This is a genomic window from Enterobacter sp. 725m/11 (assembly GCF_011683705.1).
GTDB classification, from domain to species: Bacteria; Pseudomonadota; Gammaproteobacteria; order Enterobacterales; family Enterobacteriaceae; genus Enterobacter; species Enterobacter bugandensis.
The window spans coordinates 41,579-60,001 of the sequence record NZ_JAAQOK010000004.1 but is presented as its reverse complement, the minus strand read 5'-3'; the positions used below and the strand labels follow the sequence as shown (position 1 = coordinate 60,001).

General features: G+C 60.4%; 15 protein-coding genes. 9 read left to right on the top strand and 6 right to left on the bottom strand.

Features of this window, described 5'->3' with window-relative positions; translation table 11 throughout:
- Window positions 1-5: 5 nt before the first annotated feature.
- From HBA26_RS02705 to iolB, 7 genes are read left to right on the top strand one after another with little or no spacing between them, the layout of a single operon-like run.
- Window positions 6-935, top strand: a complete 930-nt coding sequence (locus HBA26_RS02705) for a sugar ABC transporter substrate-binding protein (RefSeq protein WP_041908742.1) — start codon at window positions 6-8, stop codon at window positions 933-935.
- Window positions 936-983: 48 nt separating this feature from the next.
- Window positions 984-2,531: a sugar ABC transporter ATP-binding protein gene (locus HBA26_RS02700; protein WP_028014046.1), complete on the top strand. Its 1,548-nt coding sequence runs from the start codon at window positions 984-986 to the stop codon at window positions 2,529-2,531.
- An 11-nt stretch (window positions 2,532-2,542) separates the two neighbouring features.
- Window positions 2,543-3,571 (top strand): ABC transporter permease, encoded by a 1,029-nt coding sequence (locus HBA26_RS02695; RefSeq protein ID WP_010433895.1) that lies wholly within the window; start codon window positions 2,543-2,545, stop codon window positions 3,569-3,571.
- Between the two features lie 8 nt (window positions 3,572-3,579).
- Window positions 3,580-4,713, top strand: coding sequence for a Gfo/Idh/MocA family oxidoreductase (locus HBA26_RS02690; protein WP_126345908.1), 1,134 nt, complete (start codon window positions 3,580-3,582; stop codon window positions 4,711-4,713).
- A gap of 12 nt (window positions 4,714-4,725) precedes the next feature.
- Window positions 4,726-6,630: a 5-dehydro-2-deoxygluconokinase gene (gene iolC, locus HBA26_RS02685; protein ID WP_063437010.1), complete on the top strand. Its 1,905-nt coding sequence runs from the start codon at window positions 4,726-4,728 to the stop codon at window positions 6,628-6,630.
- An 11-nt stretch (window positions 6,631-6,641) separates the two neighbouring features.
- Complete coding sequence (iolE, locus tag HBA26_RS02680) at window positions 6,642-7,532, top strand: myo-inosose-2 dehydratase (protein WP_047368083.1); 891 nt, start codon at window positions 6,642-6,644, stop codon at window positions 7,530-7,532.
- A gap of 9 nt (window positions 7,533-7,541) precedes the next feature.
- A complete protein-coding gene (iolB, locus tag HBA26_RS02675; RefSeq protein WP_126345909.1) occupies window positions 7,542-8,366 on the top strand; it encodes a 5-deoxy-glucuronate isomerase in 825 nt (274 codons plus the stop codon).
- 89 nt (window positions 8,367-8,455) lie between these two features.
- Here iolB and HBA26_RS02670 read toward each other — a convergent pair whose 3' ends face one another.
- The 3 genes from HBA26_RS02670 to HBA26_RS02660 are packed head-to-tail and all read right to left on the bottom strand — an operon-like array spanning window position 8,456 to window position 10,957.
- A complete protein-coding gene (locus tag HBA26_RS02670; protein ID WP_049136743.1) occupies window positions 8,456-9,199 on the bottom strand; it encodes an alpha/beta hydrolase in 744 nt (247 codons plus the stop codon).
- Window positions 9,200-9,210: 11 nt separating this feature from the next.
- Window positions 9,211-9,678, bottom strand: coding sequence for a DUF6130 family protein (locus HBA26_RS02665; protein WP_126345910.1), 468 nt, complete (start codon window positions 9,676-9,678; stop codon window positions 9,211-9,213).
- A gap of 49 nt (window positions 9,679-9,727) precedes the next feature.
- Window positions 9,728-10,957 (bottom strand): MFS transporter, encoded by a 1,230-nt coding sequence (locus HBA26_RS02660; protein WP_126345911.1) that lies wholly within the window; start codon window positions 10,955-10,957, stop codon window positions 9,728-9,730.
- Window positions 10,958-11,054: 97 nt separating this feature from the next.
- On the opposite strand from HBA26_RS02660, the gene HBA26_RS02655 reads away from it, so the two are divergent.
- Window positions 11,055-11,945 carry a LysR family transcriptional regulator gene (locus HBA26_RS02655; RefSeq protein WP_045631007.1) on the top strand — a complete coding sequence of 297 codons (891 nt, stop codon included), beginning with the start codon at window positions 11,055-11,057 and terminating at the stop codon, window positions 11,943-11,945.
- Here HBA26_RS02655 and HBA26_RS02650 read toward each other — a convergent pair.
- Window positions 11,942-12,112: a YfgG family protein gene (locus HBA26_RS02650; RefSeq protein WP_166720753.1), complete on the bottom strand. Its 171-nt coding sequence runs from the start codon at window positions 12,110-12,112 to the stop codon at window positions 11,942-11,944. The two genes, HBA26_RS02655 and HBA26_RS02650, sit on opposite strands and share 4 nt — an antisense overlap.
- Before the next feature lie 371 nt (window positions 12,113-12,483).
- Here HBA26_RS02650 and HBA26_RS02645 point away from each other — a divergent pair, with 371 nt between their 5' ends.
- Entirely contained in the window at window positions 12,484-14,724 is a 2,241-nt protein-coding gene (locus HBA26_RS02645; RefSeq protein ID WP_126345912.1) for an EAL domain-containing protein, read from the top strand.
- A 4-nt stretch (window positions 14,725-14,728) separates the two neighbouring features.
- Here the strand turns inward: HBA26_RS02645 and ppx are convergent, their stop codons facing one another.
- Both ppx and ppk1 read right to left on the bottom strand, forming a co-directional pair.
- Window positions 14,729-16,267 (bottom strand): exopolyphosphatase, encoded by a 1,539-nt coding sequence (ppx, locus tag HBA26_RS02640; RefSeq protein ID WP_028014034.1) that lies wholly within the window; start codon window positions 16,265-16,267, stop codon window positions 14,729-14,731.
- A 3-nt stretch (window positions 16,268-16,270) separates the two neighbouring features.
- Window positions 16,271-18,331 carry a polyphosphate kinase 1 gene (ppk1, locus tag HBA26_RS02635; protein WP_028014033.1) on the bottom strand — a complete coding sequence of 687 codons (2,061 nt, stop codon included), beginning with the start codon at window positions 18,329-18,331 and terminating at the stop codon, window positions 16,271-16,273.
- Between the last annotated feature and the right edge of the window lie 92 nt (window positions 18,332-18,423).

The following is an 18,423-nucleotide window of genomic DNA, read 5'->3' as shown; positions in this document are numbered from 1 at the left end:
TAATAATGAAAAAACTGATCTTAGCCGCCCTCATCGCCATGACGTCCGGGGCCGCCCTCGCCGAAAACGAGCAGATTGTTTTCAGTACGCCAAACCTGGCCATGCCGTTTGAGGTTCACATGCAGCGCACGGCGGTGAAAGCCGCGAAAGAGATGGGCGTGAAGCTTCAGGTACTGGACGGGCAGGGCAGTTCACCGAAGCAGGTGGCTGACCTGGAAAACGCCATCACCCGCGGGGCGCAGGGCTTTATCGTCTCCCCGAACGACGTGAACGCGGTCTCCAGCGCGGTGGATGAAATTCAGGATGCAAAGCTGCCGGTGGTCACCCTTGACCGCTCCGTCGACAGCCAGAAGAAAGTGCCCCACTTTGGCGCCAACAACTACAAAGGCGGCCAGGCGATTGGCGACTTCGTCAAAACCAAATTCCCCGACGGGGCAGAGATCATCCTGCTCACCGGCCAGCCGGGTTCCTCTTCCAATATTGAACGCACCAAAGGGATCCGCGACAGCCTGAAGGCGGGCGGGGATAAGTACAAGATCGTCGCCGATCAGACCGGCAACTGGATGCGTTCTGAAGGGATGCGCATCGTCGAAAGCGTTCTGCCTTCGCTACCGAAACGCCCGCAGGTGATCCTCTCCGCCAACGACGATATGGCGCTGGGCGCGATTGAAGCCCTGCAGAGCCAGGGCGTGAAGCCGGGTGAAATCCTCGTGACCGGCTTTGATGCGGTACCGGAAGCGCTGGCCCGCGTGCGCGATGGCTGGCTGGCGGTAACGGCGGATCAGCGTCCGGGCTTTGCGGTGCAGACGGCGATGAGCCAGCTGGTGGCCAACGTGCGCGAGAAGAAAGCCATCACCGGGGCCGACTACCCGCCAACGCTTATCACCAAAGAGAACCTGCAGCAGGCTGAGCGTATCGGTGAGGCCGGTAACTGATATGTCCCGAGCCGCCTCTGGCGGCTCAACATGAGGAGGAGCAGACCGATGTCGCAACCCTTACTGAAAGTGACCGACCTGGCAAAAAGCTTTTCCGGCGTCTGGGCGCTAAGCAGCGCCCAGCTGACCGTCGGCGCGGGGGAGATCCACGCCCTGCTGGGGGAAAACGGAGCGGGAAAATCTACGCTGCTAAAGGCGCTTGCGGGCGCGCAGCCGCAAACCCGCGGGGATATCTGGTTCAACGGCGAAATGCTGCCGGTGGACGACTCCCCGGTGGAACGGCAGAACAAGGGCATTATCACCATCTATCAGGAATTCAACCTGCTGCCCAACATGACCGTCGCGGAAAACATGTTTCTCGGGCGCGAGCCGCGTAAACGGAACCTGATCGTCGACGAAAGGGCGGTAAACCAGGAGGCGCAGGTCATTCTCGATTACCTGCAGCTAAACGTTGCGCCGACCACGCCGGTCGCCCGTCTGAGCGTGGCCCAGCAGCAGATGGTGGAGATCGCCCGGGCGCTGACCCTCAACGCTCGCCTGATCATCATGGACGAACCTTCCGCCGCGCTGAGCGACAGCGAGGTGGAAAGCCTGCACCGCGTGGTGCGGGAGCTTAAAAACCGCGGCGTGAGCATTATTTACGTTACCCACCGCCTGCACGAAGTTTTCCAGCTCTGCGATCGCTTCACCGTATTTCAGGACGGCCGCTTCACCGGCACCGGCGCGGTGGCGGAGACCAACGTCGAACAGCTGATCCGCCTGATGGTCGGGCGCGACGTGGCCTTTAACCGTCGCCCCGCCAGCGAAACCCATCATCAAGACAAACCCGTCCGCCTGGCGGTGAAGGGGCTGAGCCGCGAAAAGCCGCCGCTGGATCCGCACGGCATCGCCCTGCACGACATCAGCTTCCACGTCCATGCCGGGGAGGTCTTAGGGATTGCCGGGCTGGTGGGCGCGGGACGCACCGAGGTGGCCCGCTGCCTGTTTGGCGCAGACGCCTTTACCTCCGGGAGCTTTGAGCTGGACGGCGTGCCGTACCAGCCGCGCGACCCGCTGTATGCCCTCGACCAGGGCGTGGCGCTGGTGCCCGAAGACCGTAAAAAAGAGGGGGCGGTGCTCGGGCTGTCGATTCGCGACAACCTGTCGCTCTCGTGCCTCTCCTCGCTGCTGCAGTGGCGCTGGTTCGTGAACACCCGCAAAGAGGACGATCTGATTGAGTCCTACCGGCAGGCCCTGCAGATCAAAATGGTCAACAGCGCGCAGGAGGTGCGCAAGCTCTCTGGCGGTAACCAGCAGAAGGTGATCCTCGCGCGCTGCATGGCGCTCAACCCGCGGGTGCTGATCGTCGATGAGCCGACGCGCGGCATCGACGTGGGGACCAAATCGGAAGTGCACCAGGTGCTGTTTGACATGGCGAAAAAAGGCGTGGCGGTGATCGTGATCTCCTCCGATCTGCCTGAAGTGATGGCGGTGTCTGACCGGATCATCACCCTCAGCGAAGGCCGGGTGACCGGCGAGATCCACGGTGACGACGCTAACGAAGAACGGCTGATGACGATGATGGCCATCAACCACAACGCCCTGAACGCGGCATAACGGAGTTTCTCATGACGCAGATGATTTCTAAAACGCAGGCCCCGGTCAAACGCGCCGGACGCATCGATCCCATCGCCTTCTTCGAGCGCTTCGGGGTGTTGATTTTCATGATTCTGCTGCTGATCTTCTTCCAGTCGCAGAACAGCAACTTTTTCTCTGAACGCAATATTTTCAACATCCTGACCGAAGTCTCAATCTACGGGATCATGGCCGTGGGGATGACCTTCGTCATTCTGACCGCCGGGATCGACCTCTCCGTGGGCTCCATTCTGGCGGTGTGCGCCATGACCGCGGCGTACGTTATTAAGGGCGATAACTTCACCACCGTCGACCCGAACGCCTGGGGCGGCATGAGCTGGCTGATCGGGCTGGGGATTTGTCTGGCGATGGGCACGGCGATTGGCTTCCTGCACGGCCTGGGCGTCACCCGCCTGCGTCTGCCGCCGTTTATCGTCACCCTCGGCGGGATGACCATCTGGCGCGGCCTGACGCTGGTGATCAACGACGGCGCGCCGATTGCCGGTTTCGACCCTGGCTACCGCTGGTGGGGACGCGGGGAGTTGCTCGGCATCTCCATTCCGATCTGGATCTTCGCCATCGTCGCCATCGGCGGCTATCTGGCGCTGCATAAAACCCGCTGGGGCCGCTTCGTCTACGCCATCGGCGGCAACCCGGAGGCGGCGCGCCTGGCGGGGGTTAACGTCAAGCGCGTGCTCGTCAGCGTCTACGTACTGATCGGCTGTCTGGCCGGGCTGGCGGGCTTCATCCTGAGCGCGCGTCTGGGTAGCGCCGAGGCGGTGGCCGGGATCTCCTTTGAGCTGCGCGTCATCGCCTCGGTGGTGATTGGCGGCACCTCGCTGATGGGCGGCTACGGGCGCATCGGCGGCACCATTATCGGCTCCATCATTATGGGCATTCTGATTAACGGCCTGGTGCTGATGAACGTCTCGGCTTACTACCAGCAGATTATCACCGGGTTAATTATCGTTTTGGCGGTGGCGTTTGATACCTACGCCAAGAGCCGTCGCGGCGCACTGTGAGGATCGTGATGAAAGAGGTTCGTATTGGATTGATTGGCACCGGGTATATCGGCAAGGCGCACGCTATCGCCTATGCCCAAGCTCCGACGGTGTTCAACCTGCGCGGCAGGCTGGTGCGCGAGATGGTGGCGGAAGTCACGCCGGAGCTGGCGGCAGAGCGCGCCCGGGCGTTTGGCTTTAACCGTTCAACGGGAGACTGGCGGGCGCTGGTGGCCGACCCGGCCATTGACGTGGTGGATATTTGCTCACCCAACCACCTGCATAAAGAGATGGCGCTGGAGGCGATCCGCCACGGCAAGCACGTCTACTCGGAGAAGCCGCTGGCGCTTAACGCCCACGACGCGCGCGAGATGGTCGACGCCGCGAAGCGGGCCGGGGTGAAAACGCTGGTGGGGTTCAACTACATGAAGAACCCGACGGCGCAGCTGGCGAAGGAGATTATCGGCCGCGGCGAGATTGGCGATGTGATCCACTTCTACGGCACCCACAACGAAGACTATATGGCCGACCCGCTGTCGCCCATCCACTGGCACTGCTTTAAAGAGACCGCCGGGCTGGGCGCGCTGGGCGACCTCGCGGCGCATATCGTCAATATGGCTCAGTACCTGGTGGGCGATATCGAGCAGGTCTGCGGCGATCTGAAGATCGTGGTCCCGGCGCGCCCGGCGAAGGCCGGATCGTCAGAGATGATTGCGGTGGAAAACGAGGATCAGGCCCACGCGATGGTGCGCTTCGCGGGCGGGGCGCAGGGTGTCATTGAAACCTCCCGCGTCGCCTGCGGCCGCAAGATGGGGCTCTCGTACGTGATCACCGGGACGAAGGGCGCCATCAGCTTCACCCAGGAGCGCATGGCGGAGCTAAAGCTCTATCTGCATGACGATCCGGTGAACCGTCAGGGATTCCGCACGCTGCTCGTCGGCCCGGCGCACCCGGACTACGCCGCGTTCTGCATGGGCGCAGGCCACGGAATTGGCTTTAACGATCAAAAAACGGTGGAGGTGCGCGACCTGGTGGACGGGATTGCCGCCGACGCGCCGATGTGGCCGGACTTCGAAGAGGGCTGGAAGGTGTCGCGCGTGCTGGACGCGATTGCGCTCTCGCACCTGCAGGGCCGCTGGCTGAACGTGAACGACATTGTCTGATGAGGTATCAACGTGGAAAAGCAGTTTGATGTGATATGCATGGGCCGCGTGGCGGTAGACCTCTATAGTCAGCAGATTGGTGCCCGCCTGGAGGACGTGTCGAGCTTCGCCAAATACCTTGGCGGATCCTCCGGCAACGTGGCGTACGGCACCGCGCGCCAGGGCCTGCGCTCGTCGATGCTGGCGCGCGTCGGCGATGAACATATGGGCCGCTTCCTGCGCGAAGAGCTCAACCAGGTAGGCTGCGATACCAGCCATCTGATTACCGATAAAGAGCGCCTCACGGCGCTGGTGCTACTCGGCATTAAAGACCGGGACACCTTTCCTCTGATTTTTTATCGCGATAACTGCGCGGATATGGCGATTACCGCCAGCGATGTGGATGAAAGCTACATTGCCTCCGCACGTTGTCTTGCCATCACCGGGACCCATCTTTCTCATCCGCAGACCCGCGAGGCGGTGCTGACGGCGCTGGGCTATGCCCGCCGTCACGGCGTGCGCACGGTGCTGGACATCGACTACCGTCCGGTGCTGTGGGGGCTCACCTCCTTAGGCGACGGCGAAACGCGCTTTATCGCCGCCGACCAGGTCACCCGCGAGCTGCAGGAGGTACTGCACCTTTTCGACGTCATTGTCGGCACCGAAGAGGAGTTCCACATTGCGGGCGGCAGCACGGATACCCTGCAGGCGCTGGGGCGAGTGCGCACCGTCAGTGAAGCAACGCTGGTCTGCAAGCGCGGCGCGCTGGGCTGCTCGGTCTATACCGACGCCATTCCGTCCCGGCTGGACGACGGCCTGACGGTGACCGGCGTGCGCGTGGAGGTGCTGAACGTTCTCGGGGCGGGGGACGCGTTTATGTCTGGCCTGCTGCGCGGCTACCTGAACGACGAGGGCTGGGAGCAGGCGTGCCGCTACGCCAACGCCTGCGGCGCGCTGGTGGTCTCGCGCCACGGCTGCGCCCCGGCGATGCCGAGCAAAATCGAGCTGGATGACTATCTCTCCCGCGCTGCGGTTGTGCCGCGCCCGGATCTTGACCCGCGTCTTAACCATCTCCACCGGGTCACCACCCGCCGCCGCGAATGGCCGGAGCTGTGCGTCATGGCCTTCGATCACCGCAGCCAGCTTGAGGATATGGCTATGCAGTGCGGCGCGTCGCTTAAGCGCATTCCGGCGCTGAAGCAGCTGATCCTGCAGGCCAGCCGCGAGGCGGCGAGCCGCGCCGGGCTTGAGGGCAAAGCCGGCCTGCTGTGCGACGGCACCTTTGGTCAGGACGCGCTGAACGCGATCACCGGGGAAGGGTGGTGGATTGGTCGCCCCATTGAGCTGCCGGGCTCCCGGCCGCTGGAGATGGAGCACGGCAACATCGGCACCCAGCTTATCAGCTGGCCGCAGGAGCACGTGGTGAAGTGCCTGGTCTTCTTCCACCCGGAAGACGCCCACGGCCTGCGCCTGGAGCAGGAGCAGAAAATCGCTGAGGTGTACCACGCCTGCTGCCGGTCCGGGCACGAGCTGCTGCTGGAGGTGATCCTGCCCGCCAGCATGCCGCGCAGCGACGAGCTCTACCTGCGCGCCATTTCCCGCTTCTACAACCTGGGCATTTACCCGGACTGGTGGAAGCTGCCGCCGCTTTCCGCCGACGGCTGGACGGCGCTCGGCGAGATTATCGAACGCCGGGACCCGCACTGCCGCGGGGTAGTGATCCTCGGTCTGGACGCTCCGGCGGAACAGCTGCGCGCGGGCTTCAAGGCCGCAGCGGGGCAGCCGCTGGTTAAAGGCTTCGCCGTGGGGCGCACGCTGTTTGGCGACGCCTCCCGCGCGTGGCTGAAGCACGATATTGACGATGCGCAGCTGGTGGCGCGCATCCGGGACAACTACCTGCAGCTTATCGCCTGGTGGCGCGAGCGCGGACACGCATAATGGAGATAACAATGAGTGTGCAATTAGGCATTAACCCGCTGACGTGGACGAACGACGATCTGCCTTCCCTCGGCGCGGAAACCTCGCTGGAGACCTGCCTGAGCGAAGGGAAAGAGGCCGGTTTTGCCGGCTTCGAGCTGGGCAACAAATTTCCGCGCGAAGCGCGCCTGCTTGGCCCGATTTTGCAGCGCCACGACCTGCAGCTGGTCTCCGGCTGGTACTCCGGCCGCCTGCTGGAGCGCAGCGTGGAGGCGGAGATCGCCGCCGTGCAGCCGCACCTGACGCTGCTGCGCGAGCTGGGGGCGAAGGTGCTGGTCTTTGCGGAAGTGAGCGGCTGCATTCACGGCGAGCAGCAGACCCCGGTGCATCTGCGTCCGCGCTTCCCTCAGGCGCGCTGGAAGGAGTACGGCGAGAAGCTCACCGAATTTGCCCGCTACACGCAGCAACAGGGAGTCCAGATTGCTTACCATCATCACATGGGTACGGTGATTGAGTCCGACGAAGACGTGGACAACCTGATGACCCACACCGGAGAGGCGGTGGGACTGCTGCTGGACACCGGTCACCTGACCTTTGCCGGGGCCGATCCGCTGTCGGTGGCGCAGCGCTGGGCGTCGCGCATCAACCACGTTCACTGCAAAGACGTGCGCGCCGACGTGCTGGCGGACGTGAAAAACCGCAAAACCAGCTTCCTCGATGCGGTGCTGAGCGGCGTGTTTACCGTGCCGGGCGACGGCTGCGTCGATTACCCGCCGATCATGAGTCTGCTGAAGGCGCAGGACTATCGCGGCTGGCTGGTGGTGGAGGCCGAGCAGGATCCGGCGATTGCCCATCCGCTGACCTACGCTCGTCTGGGGTATAACAACCTGAGCCGCCTGGCGCGCGACGCCGGGCTTATTTGAGGAGGTGACATGTCACGTCTGTTATCACGCTGGCAGCAGCCGAACGCGGAGGGGCGCACTCAGTCCGTCACCCCGGAACGCGCAGGGTGGGGGTACGTCGGGTTTGAGGCGTATGAGCTGCAGGAGGGGCAGACGCTGACGCTGCCCGCCGTCAGGGAAGAGCGCTGCCTGGTGCTGGTCGCCGGGCGCGCCTCTATCACCACTCCTTCCGCGCAGTTTAACGATATCGGAGAGCGGATGAGCCCCTTCGAGCGCATCAAACCGTGGGCGGTATACGTCACCCCGCAGGAGACGGTGCAGGTGAAGGCGCTGACGGGGCTGGAGCTGGCGGTCTGCGCCGCGCCGGGCAAGGGCTCGTACCCGACGCGGCTGATTGCCCCGCAGGATATCGACGCTGAAGCGCGCGGCAAGGGGCACAACCAGCGCTACGTGCACAACATTCTGCCGGAAGACAAGCCCGCCGACAGCCTGCTGGTGGTGGAGGTCTGGACTAACGAGGGCTGTACCAGCTCGTACCCGAGCCACAAGCATGACACGGATAACCCGCCGCAGGAGACCTACCTGGAGGAGACCTACTACCATCGCCTCAACCCGGAGCAGGGGTTCTGCATGCAGCGCGTCTACACTGACGACAGAACGCTGGATGAGTGTATGGCGGTCTACAACCGTGACGTGGTGATGGTGCCGAAGGGGTATCATCCGGTGGCGACGATGGCCGGGTATGACAGCTACTACCTCAACGTGATGGCCGGTCCGGTGCGCAAATGGATGTTCACCTGGGAAGAGGACCACGCGTGGATTAATCGCGATTATCCCGCAGAGAGGGGGGGCTGAGACGGCCTTTCTTGTCGGGTGGCGCTGCGCTTACCCGGCCTACGAAATCGTAGGTTTGTGCAAGCGTAGCGCCGCCGGGCGAATTGTCCTCAGTGCGTCCGCCTCGCCTGCTCAATCGTCCGGGCGATGGCCTCCGGCTGACTCACCATCGACACGTGGCTCGCGGCCACCTCGGTGGTTTTCGCATGTATCGCCTTCGCCATCGCACGTTCCAGGTCGGGGTTGATCATCCGGTCATGCTTGCTGACCACAAACCAGCTCGGTTTATCATGCCACGCCGCGTGAGTCACCTTTTCACCAAACGCATCGGCCTTAATGGGCCCCTGCGTGGCCGCGATAGCGTTTTGTTCACCCGGCTTCACGTCAGGCGCGAAGTCCTTCCTGACGGCTTCTGTCGGCAGGTATAAATAGCCGTCCGCCGTTTTAGCGATGCCCGCGCTACCCGGCGGCGGAGGGAAGCTACCTGCCAGATCCGCCGTCGACTGGCCGGAATCCGGCGCGAACGCCGCCACATAGACCAGCGATTTTACCCGTGCATCGTTGCCCGCCTCGCTAATCACGGTGCCGCCCCAGGAGTGGCCTACCAGCACCACGTCGCCATGCGCCCGGGCGATGGCCCGTTTTGTGGCGGCAACATCATCCTTAAGGGAGGTGAGCGGGAGCTGGACGGCAATGACCTCTGCGTGCTGTTTCTGCAGAAGGGTTATCACCTTATTCCAGCTGCTGCCGTCGGCAAACGCGCCGTGCACCAGCACGACACTGGTTTTATTTTCCGCGAAGGCGCTGGCAGAAAGCGCCAGCAGGCCCGCCGTCAGTACAGACAGTGCTTTCATGTTCAGACTCCTTAAAAATGGTGGATCGCCGCGTGGGGCGGGACGGTAAATTCAATGGTTTTGTGGTCGAGCGGCTTGTGCGTCGGGTCAGCCAGGATGATCGTTACCTTGTGCTTGCCGGCGGGCAGCCCCACAAGGATCACCGGCTCGCCGCTGGCGTCAGCCCAGTGCCACGGCGCGCCGTCCACCACCACGTGAATGTGCCCGATGCGCGGGGTCACCTTGAGCGCCTCGGGGCCGAATACCGGCTCGATGCGCAGGTTTTCGGCCCGGTACTGAATAAACACCGCGCCTTTGCTCAGCGGGCCCGGGAGCGGGGGATCGACGATCAGCCTGGCGGGCGGCTGCGGGTGTTCCACCGGCGCAACGGCGGCAGGGCCGTTAACGTCCGCGGCGCTCAGGTTGTCCAGCGGCGTGGCCTGGGCATGTGTTACAGAGGCCAGGACGAGCAGGGGTAAAATTGCGTAACGACGAATCATGGTTCTCTCCTCATCAGTTCTGAATGACGACAGGGAAAGAAAACCATTTTTATGTATCGGAGATATTTGCCGGAGGGGGCGTTTTGTACCCGTTTGTCAGCGCGTCGCGCGGGATACAGTGCGATACAGTTTGCCTACCGGGATGTCGCACGATCGCTATCGCCAGCCCGGCAATCACCAGCGTTAACCCCGTCGACACTCCCATTGCACCCGCGATCCCCAGCGTTTTGTTCAGCCACGCATAGGCAAACGGTGCGGCTGCGGCCATCAGCTGGCCCGGGATAAGCAGCATACCCGTGCGGCGGGCATAGCTTTCCGTGCTAAACAGCTCCAGTGGCAGCGTGGCTTTTACTATGGTGACCAGCCCGTTGATGGCGCCGTAGCCCAGCACAAACCCGGCCGCACACCACGCAAAGAGGGGGCTGCTCATCCCCAGAATAAAGCAGAGCGGCATGGCGAGGGCGGTGAAGAGCGTGAGTTTGAAGGGGGTTAAGCGGCCGCCTGCCAGCACCTCCAGCGAGCGCGCGCCCGTCTGGCCGATCCCCCACAGCATGCCGATGGCGACCGGCAGGCCAAAGTGGGCAATAAACTCCGGCAGATGGGTGGAGGTGCCGTTAGAGACAAAGGTGATAAGGGCGATGAAGGCCGCATAAAGCCAGGCGTTACGCCGCTCGTTGCGCAGGGGCGGCGCGATGGCCTTCGTGTTTTCCGTCAACCGCTGCCGGGGAAGCGTGCGGATCAGCACTGCGCTCAGCAGGCCAAGCAGGGCATAAATGCGTAACGCGTCCTGCCAGCTCATGATGTGCAGCAGGCAATCGCCCAGCGGCCAGAAGACGGCAGACGCCAGCCCGCCCGCCAGCGTGACGCGTGAGATCGTTCTTCGCGCCTGCTGCCCGTAGAGGTTGACCAGCGCGGCGAACAGCGCATCGTACAGCGACAGACGCATCCCGATGCCGCACAGTAGCCAGGCGCCGTACCAGCCAGACAGCGTCCGGGTATACGCCATACCGGCGCAGCTTGCGGCGATCAGCAGCGTTCCGCCCATTACCACTTTCTGTCCGCCAAAGCGTGCCAGCAGACGGGCGACGAAAGGGGAGACCGCGGCCATCACCAGCATCGCCAGCGTCAGGCCGAGGTAAATCTGCGGCGCTGACCACCCCCGGTCGGCCGAAATTGCCCGCGCAAAGGTGCCGGGCAGATAAAACGAGATCCCCCAGTTGATAAGCTGATTACATCCGGCAGTAAGGGCAAGGCGACGAGGCAGGGCAGGTGTTTCCATTGTTTTTCATTCCGTTATGCAGTTGTCCTGAGCATAGCGAGCGCGGTATTGTGCTGGCAGGCCTGCAACCTTATGCGCTGTATAAGAGAAACTTTGAATGACGACGCTTAACCTTGGCTATCTCGCGACGTTCCGTCTGGTGATCCAGCGCGGCAGCTTTTCGGCGGCGGCGGATCTGCTGGGCATTTCCCAGCCCGCCGTTAGTCTGCAAATACGTCAGCTGGAGCAGTTTCTGCAAACGCGGCTGGTGGAGCGTACCGGGCGGGGCATTAAGGCCACGGCGGCAGGAGAGTCACTGCTGGTTCACGGAGAGCGCATTCAGCAGGTTGTGGACGAAACCCTGCGGTCCGTGAGCGCGTTCAGCCACGATGTCAGCGGGACCATTACTCTTGGCACGGGGGCGACGGCCTGTATCCACCTTCTGCCGCCCCTGCTGGAGCAGCTGCGCCGCGACTATCCGCTCCTGCGGGTGGGCGTAACAACGGGCAACACCCTCGATATCGTCAGGGCCATTGAAGAGAACCGTCTCGATATGGGGCTGGTGACGCTGCCGGTCAGCGGCAGAGCGCTGGACGTTATGCCGGTGATGGACGAGGAGTTTGTTTTTATCGCGTCGCGGGAACAGCAGGATGCTTTCAGGGAGTTAACCCCGGAGGCGCTCCATGCCCAGCCGCTGATCGCCTTTGAGTCTGGCAGCGGTACCCGGGCGCTCATTGATGGCTGGTTTGCGGCCAATGGGTTAGCGATCGCGCCGGTGATGCAGCTTGGCAGCATTGAGGCGATTAAGCGTATGGTTCGGGTGGGGCTCGGCTACAGTATCGTTCCGCGAATGGCGGTTGAGCATGACGCTGACCGTGAAGGGCTCTGCGTCATGTCGCTCACGCCCGTGCTGCAGCGCCAGCTCGCCATCGTGATGCGGCAGGACAAGATCCTCAGCAAAGGGATCGCGGGGATTATTCGGCTGGTGCAAAACCCATCGCAGGGCTAGCGGTCAGCGGCGTCGACGTTCAGGCTGGACTGCTGCGACTGGATTTTGTCCTGATGGTGATACCAGGCGCCGATGGAAGAGTAAACGAAGCGGCCAAAGAAAAACAGAAAGCTGATGAGCAGTATAATGCGGGTCATCCGGGTGTTAAAACGTTGTCGTTTGCGCATACGCGTGGCCTGACTCACTCTTCTTTTTCCTGGGCATGCCCTTCTGGGCGACGGGGATATTAAGGCACAGCGGAAAGAGAGGGTCAATTGCGTCATGTGTAAATAACCGTCAACGTTTACATTAATTATTGTTATTGAAATTAATATTTGCATTTACCATATTGATAATATGAAGAAAATTATTTCAAAAAAACGCTGTTCAAAGCTTATTTGCGTAAAATAGTTTGATTTATGTCAACGGATTCCCGGCCCTGATATTTAAAATCCCTCCTCCATACCGTTCGCCCCGCACGTCGTCGGGCGGCGCCAGGTCAGGTTGGATGCCTGTCATTATTTTCCTTCTGGAGAAAAAGGGGTTTAACCGGGCATCTATGAACATTTTTGCTTTCCTGAAAAAGAATCAACACCGCTGGTGGGTATTGCCGCTTATTTTACCGGTGGTTTTACTTCCCGTACTGAGCGTGGCGAATACATTCACGCATCTGGGCGACGGGATAGCGGCACTTTATTATTTACCGCTCTCGTTTTTGCTTTCGCTGATGATGTTTTTTGGTCTGGAAGCCCTTCCCGGGATCGTGTTGTCGCTGTTTATCCGCTATTACCCGTCGGTCGGGATGTTTGAAACTGTCGCCGGCGTGCTCCATTTTATTATCCCTATAGTGCTTAGCTGGGGCGGCTACCGGGTGTTTGCGCCCAGACGCAATATGACGGCGTATGGCGACGTACGGTTGATGGCGCAGCGCATCTTCTGGCAGGCCTTCTGCCCCGCGACGCTGTTTCTGCTGTTGTTTCAGTTTGCGGTGTATCTGGGCGTGTATGAAAGTCGCCAGAGCCTGGCAGGGCTTAACCCCCTCAACATTCGCACGCTGATCAACTATCAGGCCTTGCTGGTCAGCGGTCTGACGGGCGTGCCGTTAAGTTATCTGCTGATCCGCCTGATTCGTCATCCGCGCTATCTCAAAAGCCTCATCTCGCAGATCCGTACCCAGATAGACAAAAAGGTGACGCGCGCTGAGTTTCTGATTTGGGCCATTGCGCTTGCCGGGCTGCTTTCGCTCCTGCTGCTGCCGATGAATGAAAACAGTTCGATTTTCACCACTAACTACACCCTGTCGCTGCTGATGCCGGTGATGCTCTGGGGAGCGATGCGCTTTGGCTATAAGCTGATTTCGCTTATCTGGATCCCGATACTGCTGGTGTCTATTCACTATTTTTACCGCTATATCCCCGTGAACCAGGGGTACGACATTCAGCTGGCAATCACCTCTTCCAGCTATCTGGTCTTCTCGTTTGTGGTGATCTACATGTCGATGCTGGCGACCCGGCAGCGGGCGGTGAACAAACGCTCCCGCAGGCTGGCGCTGCTCGACCCGGTTCTGCATATGCCTAACCTGCGGGCGCTCTCGCGCGATCTGGCGAAAAACCCGTGGTCGGCGCTCTGTTTACTCCGCGTTCCGGAGCTTGAAATTCTGGGCCGTAACTATGGCGTGTTACTGCGCATTCAGTACAAACAGCAGCTGGCGCAATGGATTAACGGCACGCTCCAGCCCAATGAGCAGGTCTATCACCTGACGGGCTGTGACATGGCGGTTCGCCTTAACGCCGAATCGCACCAGCAGCGGATTGAAACCCTGGACGAGCACATCAAGCAGTTCCGCTTTGTCTGGGACGGCATGCCGCTGCAGCCGCAGGTGGGGGTGAGCTACTGCTATGTGCGTTCGCCGGTTAACCACCTCTATCTGGTGCTGGGTGAGCTGGGGGTGGTGGCCGATCTATCGCTCTCCTCTAACCACCCGGAAAATCTTCAGCAGCGCGGCGCCGTCCATCTGCAGCGTAGCCTGAAGGATAAAGTCGCGGTGATGAGTCGCCTGCAGCGTGCGCTGGATAACAACGCATTCACGCTGCTCGTTCAGCCCGTACGCGGCCTGCGTGGCGATAGGTATCATGAGGTCTTGCTGCGGATGACTGATGCAAACGGGCTGTTGATCTCCCCTGAACAATTCCTGCCGATAGCCCAGGAGTTTGGCCTCTCTTCGCGGGTAGATTTGTGGGTGCTGGAGCATACGCTGCGCTTCCTCGCCGCGCATCGCGAACGGCTGCCCGGCCAGCGCTTTGCCATTAATCTGGCCCCTTCAACGGTGTGTCGGGTGCAGTTCCCGCTTGAGGTGAGTCGCCTGCTGGCGAAATATGCCATTGAGCCGTGGCAGCTGATCTTTGAAGTGACGGAGTGCAGCACCTTCTGCAACGCGGAGCAGGGGCTCCACATCCTGCGGCAGCTGCAGAAAATGGGGGTACGCATTGCGATCGATGATTTTGGTACCGGCTATGCGAGCTATGCGCGGCTGAAAAGCGTGGATGCGGACATTCTCAAAATCGACGGCGATTTCATCCGCAATATCGTCAACAACAGTCTGGATTACCAGATTGTGGCCTCTATCTGTCATCTGGCGCGCATGAAGAAGATGCTGGTGGTGGCGGAATATGTCGAGACCGAAGAGATACGTAGCGCGGTGCACGCGCTAGGGATTGATTATGTGCAGGGCTATCTGATTGGCAGACCGGCACCGCTTGAGTCACTGCTGGAAGCAGAGGCGTCCACGGCGGACGCCTGAGCCGTTACGCGGCGACGTCGGCGCTATCTTCCTCGATTTTGAGCATCCAGCCGGTGACCGCTTCCCAGTACTGCTGCTCTTTTTCCAGGTCCAGCAGGACCAGCGCGTTCTGGCTGAACCAGTCGTGCGGGAAGCTCAGCGTCCAGTGGTGATCGTCGGTTTTCAGCTTCAGCGTCGGCGGTGTGGTGGTGGCCTGACGCTGATTGTTCAGCAGCACGCCCAGGCGCAGCAGCTGAATAAGCGGCAGGAACTGCTTTTTCTTAAACAGCGTGAAGCGCGGCAGATCGTCGAGCTTGATGGCTTTACGGTGATAGCGCACCAGGGTCGCCATCATGGTTTGCTGCTCCTGGTTGAAGCCGGGCAGATCGCTGTTTTGCAGAATATACGCTGAATGGCGGTGCATCCCGCTGTGGTTGATGTTCAGCCCCACCTCGTGCAGCATCGCGGCCCATTTCAGCAGCGCGGCAAGCTGCGGGTGCGCCAGCTTGGGGTTCTGCTCCTGCCACTGCTCGTACATCTGCACCGTGGTTTCCAGCACGCGCTTCGCCTGCTCGCGGTCGATGTTGTACTGGTTGGCCAGGCTCTGCGCGGTGCGGCTGCGAATGTCCTGATGGCGGAAGCGGCCCTCCATTTCATACAGCACCCCCTCACGCAGCGCGCCGTCGGAAAGGCGCAGCTCTTTAATCGCCAGGGCGTCAAACACGCCGCAGAGAATAGCCAGGCCCGGCACGAAGACTGCCTTACGCTCGTCGGAAAGCCCCGGCAGGCTTAGGGCGTCAAAACTTTTATGCTTCAGCACCTCTTCGGTCAGCAGGGTCAGGCGTTCAGGCGTGATAAAACCGTCTTTTTCACCCATCGCCAGCAGCACTTCATGCGCCGCCTTGATGGTGCCCGACGCGCCCAGCGCCACGTTCCAGCCCTGAATGCGGTACTGCCAGGCCAGATTCTCCAGCTTCTGGATCGCAGCCATTTTCGCCCGCTGGAAGTTTTCACGGGTAATGGTGCCGCCGGGGAAGTACATCTGCGCGAAGCTGACGCAGCCCATGCGACGGCTCTCCACCAGGCGCGGCTCAAAGTCTTCGCCGATCACCAGCTCCGTAGAACCACCGCCGATGTCGATCACCAGCTTGCGCCCTTTTTCCGGCTGGGTATGTTCAACACCCATGAAAATCAGACGCGCCTCCTCGTTTCCGGAGATGATCTCAATCGGGTAGGGGATCACTTTTTCGGCCCGCTTGAGGAACTCCGGCGCGTTCAGCGCCTGGCGCAGCGTGTGGGTGCCCACGATGCAAACGCTGGAGGGCGAGAAGCCCTGCAGGCGTTCGGCAAACAGCGACAGGCAGTTTAAACCGCGCTCCATCGCCTCTTCGCTGAGCATGCTGCGCTCATCAAGCCCATCCGCCAGGTGTACGCGCTGCTTCAGACGACCGATGATCTGCAGCGCGCCATCCACCTCACGGGCGATGACCATGTGAAAACTGTTAGAGCCAAGATCGACCGCGGCGTATTCCTGCGGGCGTGGGGTCTTATCATTTATCGGCATAGGTTAATCGGGTTGCTCGAGTGATTTGATATAGTCGTAAATCGCCAGCTGTGACCGCACTTTACGGCGGTTGCCGCGCGGTACGTAGCGGTTACTGAGTTCTTTGTCGATATAGCGCGCCTTCACCGTATCGCTGAACAGGATCTCGATAATATCGAGGATACGCTGTTTCAGACGCGGATCCAGCAGCGGCGTCGCGACTTCAATTCGATAGTCAATATTGCGCGTCATCCAGTCTGCCGAAGAGAGATAGACCTGCTTATCGCCCGCATTATCGAAAATATAGACCCGATCGTGCTCCAGGTAGCGGTCAACGATGCTGATAACGCGAATATTGTCGCTGATGCCTTCCAGTTCCGGAATAAGCGAGCACATGCCGCGGATCAGCAGGTTTACCGGCACGCCGGAGCTGGACGCCGCGTACAGCCTGTCCACCAGCCCTTTATCGACCAGGTTGTTAAGCTTCAGCGTGATGCCGGACGACAAGCCTTTCTGGGCATTGGCGATCTCTTTATCGATCATATCGTACAGCAGGCGGCGCGAGTTCTGCGGTGAGACCAGCAGATAGTCGAAGCTCACCGGGCGGTACGGGTTTTCGATAAAGTTAAAGACCCGGCGCACTTCGTTGGTAATGCGGGCGTCAGCGGTTAAGAGCGAGTAGTCGGTATAAATCCGCGCAGTTTTTTCGTTAAAGTTCCCGGTGCCGATGTGGGCATAGCGCACCACGTCATCACCCTCTTTACGCGAGATCAGGAACAGCTTGGCGTGAATTTTCAGACCCGGCGCGGAGAAGATCACGTGCACGCCCGCTTCCGTCAGGCGGCGCGCCCAGTGAATGTTCGCCTCTTCGTCGAAGCGCGCCTGCAGCTCAACCACCACGGTGACTTTTTTGCCGTTGTGTGCCGCGTGGATCATCGCGTCGATGATGCGGGAATCTTTTGCCACGCGGTAGATGTTGATTTTGATCGCCAGCACGTTCGGGTCGAACGAGGCCTGACGCAGCAGCTCCAGCACGTGTTCAAAGGTGTGGTACGGGTAGTAGAGCAGCACGTCGCGCTCGCGGATGGCGTCGAATCCGTTGCGGAACTTATCGAACCAGATATGACGCAGGCGCGGCAGCGGTTTGTTCACCAGATTGGCTTTGCCAACGTTCGGGAAGCCAATGAAGTCTTTAAAGTTGTGGTAACGGCCACCCGGCACGATGGAGTCATAGCGCGAAATGGTTAGCTTCTCGCGCAGCATCTCCACCATGGCGTCCGGCATGTCGCGCTGATAGACAAAGCGCACCGGCTCGGCCGTCAGGCGCTGTTTCAGGCTGGAGGACATCAGCTCCATCAGGCTGGCTTCCATCTCGTGCACCAGGTCATATTCGGCGTCACGGGTCATCTTCATCGAGTAGGCGTTTAACGCATCGTAATCGAAGAAGCCTTTGAAAATGTCGTCCAGACAGTAGCGCAGGATGTTATCCAGCAGGATCATCGGCTTGCGTCTGCGCGGGGTTTCCGGCGGCAGGTTCACAAAGCGCGGCACCTTGTCGGACGGGATCTCCAGCAGGGCATAACGGATGGATTCACCGCGAATAATTTCCACCGCCAGGTAGGTGTAGTCATCCTTCAGGAACTGCACCAGATCGGTTTCGCGGTTGATGAGAATCGGGGTAATGTGCTGGCGCAGGTACTGTTTAAAGTAGTGGCGCAGCCAGTTTTGTTGGTTAACGGAAAGCTGACGTTCGTTAATCAGGAAGATTTGATTGCGCGCCATCTCCAGCAGCAGTTCGTTATACAGGCCGTCAAATTCCTGATCGGCTTTCAGCACGCGGGACTGGATTTTGCCCAGCAGATGCCGCGAGTGCGAGTTTAAGCCCTGTTCTTCGCTGATGATGATTCGTCTTTTCAGCTCGGCAAAGCGAACCTTGTAGAACTCATCCAGGTTGTTGGAATAAATGCCTAAAAAACGCATGCGTTCGATCAGCGGGTTACTTTTGTCTGCCGCTTCCTGGAGTACACGTTCGTTAAATGCTAACCAGCTTAGCTCTTTCTCGATATATAACTTTTCCTGACCCATTACAGCTCACACTCCAGTTCAATCACAGGACGTGGTAAATCCGTCTCGTCCTTATTATGGCGAGCATTTCCACGATATGTCCAACAGTGCCA

Coding starts and splice junctions, on each gene's coding strand:
- HBA26_RS02705 (WP_041908742.1), top strand. CDS start 6: ATGAAAAAACTGATCTTAGCCGCCCTCATCGCCATGACGTCCGGGGCC.
- HBA26_RS02700 (WP_028014046.1), top strand. CDS start 984: ATGTCGCAACCCTTACTGAAAGTGACCGACCTGGCAAAAAGCTTTTCC.
- HBA26_RS02695 (WP_010433895.1), top strand. CDS start 2,543: ATGACGCAGATGATTTCTAAAACGCAGGCCCCGGTCAAACGCGCCGGA.
- HBA26_RS02690 (WP_126345908.1), top strand. CDS start 3,580: ATGAAAGAGGTTCGTATTGGATTGATTGGCACCGGGTATATCGGCAAG.
- iolE (WP_047368083.1), top strand. CDS start 6,642: ATGAGTGTGCAATTAGGCATTAACCCGCTGACGTGGACGAACGACGAT.
- iolB (WP_126345909.1), top strand. CDS start 7,542: ATGTCACGTCTGTTATCACGCTGGCAGCAGCCGAACGCGGAGGGGCGC.
- HBA26_RS02670 (WP_049136743.1), bottom strand. CDS start 9,199: ATGAAAGCACTGTCTGTACTGACGGCGGGCCTGCTGGCGCTTTCTGCC.
- HBA26_RS02665 (WP_126345910.1), bottom strand. CDS start 9,678: ATGATTCGTCGTTACGCAATTTTACCCCTGCTCGTCCTGGCCTCTGTA.
- HBA26_RS02660 (WP_126345911.1), bottom strand. CDS start 10,957: ATGGAAACACCTGCCCTGCCTCGTCGCCTTGCCCTTACTGCCGGATGT.
- HBA26_RS02655 (WP_045631007.1), top strand. CDS start 11,055: ATGACGACGCTTAACCTTGGCTATCTCGCGACGTTCCGTCTGGTGATC.
- HBA26_RS02650 (WP_166720753.1), bottom strand. CDS start 12,112: ATGCGCAAACGACAACGTTTTAACACCCGGATGACCCGCATTATACTG.
- HBA26_RS02645 (WP_126345912.1), top strand. CDS start 12,484: ATGAACATTTTTGCTTTCCTGAAAAAGAATCAACACCGCTGGTGGGTA.
- ppx (WP_028014034.1), bottom strand. CDS start 16,267: ATGCCGATAAATGATAAGACCCCACGCCCGCAGGAATACGCCGCGGTC.
- ppk1 (WP_028014033.1), bottom strand. CDS start 18,331: ATGGGTCAGGAAAAGTTATATATCGAGAAAGAGCTAAGCTGGTTAGCA.